Origin of the sequence: Streptococcus sanguinis (assembly GCF_003943735.1) — a bacterium.
Lineage (GTDB): Bacteria > Bacillota > Bacilli > Lactobacillales > Streptococcaceae > Streptococcus > Streptococcus sanguinis_E.
Genome location: NZ_RJMV01000025.1, coordinates 1 through 2,859 on the forward strand (window position 1 = coordinate 1; position 2,859 = coordinate 2,859).

Below are 2,859 nucleotides of genomic sequence, written 5' to 3' on the forward strand. Positions count from 1 at the left end.
CCATATCTCACAGGGGGCAACCCCCAACTACTTCCGGCGTTCTAGGGCTTAACTGCTGTGTTCGGCATGGGTACAGGTGTATCTCCTAGGCTATCGTCACTTAACTATTGAATTAACGTTCCTGTCCTCTCAGACAAGCCTTGTCAACTCAAAATTGAATACAATATCAAATCTCACATTTCTCTAAACCATTCGCTGCACTCTGATGAAGCTCTTATTCTAGGATAAGTCCTCGAGCGATTAGTATTAGTCCGCTCCATGTGTCACCACACTTCCACTTCTAACCTATCAACCTGATCTTCTCTCAGGGCTCTTACTAACTTACGTTATGGGAAATCTCATCTTGAGGTGGGTTTCACACTTAGATGCTTTCAGCGTTTATCCCTTCCCTACATAGCTACCCAGCGATGCTCTTGGCAGAACAACTGGTACACCAGCGGTAAGTCCACTCTGGTCCTCTCGTACTAGGAGCAGATCCTCTCAAATTTCCTACGCCCGCGACGGATAGGGACCGAACTGTCTCACGACGTTCTGAACCCAGCTCGCGTGCCGCTTTAATGGGCGAACAGCCCAACCCTTGGGACCGACTACAGCCCCAGGATGCGACGAGCCGACATCGAGGTGCCAAACCTCCCCGTCGATGTGAACTCTTGGGGGAGATAAGCCTGTTATCCCCAGGGTAGCTTTTATCCGTTGAGCGATGGCCCTTCCATACGGAACCACCGGATCACTAAGCCCGACTTTCGTCCCTGCTCGAGTTGTAGCTCTCGCAGTCAAGCTCCCTTATACCTTTACACTCTGCGACTGATTTCCAACCAGTCTGAGGGAACCTTTGGGCGCCTCCGTTACCTTTTAGGAGGCGACCGCCCCAGTCAAACTGCCCGTCAGACACTGTCTCCGTAGATGATNAACCTACCGGGTTAGAGTGGCCATAACACAAGNGTAGTATCCCAACAACGCCTCCATCGAAACTGGCGTCCCGATTTCATAGGCTCCTACCTATCCTGTACATGTGGCACAGACACTCAATATCAAACTGCAGTAAAGCTCCATGGGGTCTTTCCGTCCTGTCGCGGGTAACCTGCATCTTCACAGGTACTAAAATTTCACCGAGTCTCTCGTTGAGACAGTGCCCAAATCATTACGCCTTTCGTGCGGGTCGGAACTTACCCGACAAGGAATTTCGCTACCTTAGGACCGTTATAGTTACGGCCGCCGTTTACTGGGGCTTCAATTCATACCTTCGCGTTACCGCTAAGCACTCCTCTTAACCTTCCAGCACCGGGCAGGCGTCACCCCCTATACATCATCTTACGATTTAGCAGAGAGCTGTGTTTTTGATAAACAGTTGCTTGGGCCTATTCACTGCGGCTGACNAAAGTCAGCACCCCTTCTCCCGAAGTTACGGGGTCATTTTGCCGAGTTCCTTAACGAGAGTTCTCTCGCTCACCTGAGGCTACTCGCCTCGACTACCTGTGTCGGTTTGCGGTACGGGTAGAGTATGATACAACGCTAGAAGCTTTTCTTGGCAGTGTGACATCACTCACTCGCTACTAAACTTCGCTCCCCATCACAGCTCAACGTTANAGGTATAAGCATTTGACTCATACCACGCCTCACTGCTTAGACGTACATCCAATCGTACGCACGAGTTAGCCTACTGCGTCCCTCCATCACTTCATACTCTAGTACAGGAATCTCAACCTGTTGGCCATCGGATACACCTTTCGGTCTCTCCTTAGGTCCCGACTAACCCAGGGCGGACGAGCCTTCCCCTGGAAACCTTAGTCTTACGGTGGACAGGATTCTCACCTGTCTTGCGCTACTCATACCGGCATTCTCACTTCTATGCGTTCCAGCGCTCCTCACGGTACACCTTCTCCACACATAGAACGCTCTCCTACCATACCTATAAAAGGTATCCACAGCTTCGGTAAATTGTTTTAGCCCCGGTACATTTTCGGCGCAGGGTCACTCGACTAGTGAGCTATTACGCACTCTTTGAATGAATAGCTGCTTCTAAGCTAACATCCTAGTTGTCTGTGCAACCCCACATCCTTTTCCACTTAACAATTATTTTGGGACCTTAGCTGGTGGTCTGGGCTGTTTCCCTTTCGACTACGGATCTTAGCACTCGCAGTCTGACTGCCGACCATAATTCATTGGCATTCGGAGTTTATCTGAGATTGGTAATCCGGGATGGACCCCTCACCCAAACAGTGCTCTACCTCCAAGAATCTTNATGTCGACGCTAGCCCTAAAGCTATTTCGGAGAGAACCAGCTATCTCCAAGTTCGTTTGGAATTTCTCCGCTACCCACAAGTCATCCAAGCACTTTTCAACGTGCCCTGGTTCGGTCCTCCAGTGCGTTTTACCGCACCTTCAACCTGCTCATGGGTAGGTCACATGGTTTCGGGTCTACATCATGATACTAANGCGCCCTATTCAGACTCGGTTTCCCTACGGCTCCGTCTCTTCAACTTAACCTCGCATCATAACGTAACTCGCCGGTTCATTCTACAAAAGGCACGCTCTCACCCATNAACGGGCTCGAACTTGTTGTAGGCACACGGTTTCAGGTTCTATTTCACTCCCCTCCCGGGGTGCTTTTCACCTTTCCCTCACGGTACTGGTTCACTATCGGTCACTAGGGAGTATTTAGGGTTGGGAGATGGTCCTCCCAGATTCCGACGGGATTTCACGTGTCCCGCCGTACTCAGGATACTGCTAGGTACAGAATCTATTTAAAATACGAGGCTCTTACTCTCTTTGGCTGACTTTCCCAAGTCATTCTTCTATAAATTCTGAGTCCACATTGCAGTCCTACAACCCCGAAGAGTAAACTCTTCGGTTTGCCCT

At 50.1% G+C, this 2,859-nt stretch carries 2 rRNA genes; both read right to left on the minus strand.

Going from position 1 to position 2,859, the window contains the following annotated elements:
• A 5S ribosomal RNA gene (gene rrf / locus D8877_RS12165) occupies positions 1 to 104 on the minus strand; the annotation flags it as partial.
• A 116-nt stretch (positions 105 to 220) separates the two neighbouring features.
• A 23S ribosomal RNA gene (locus D8877_RS12170) occupies positions 221 to 2,859 on the minus strand; the annotation flags it as partial.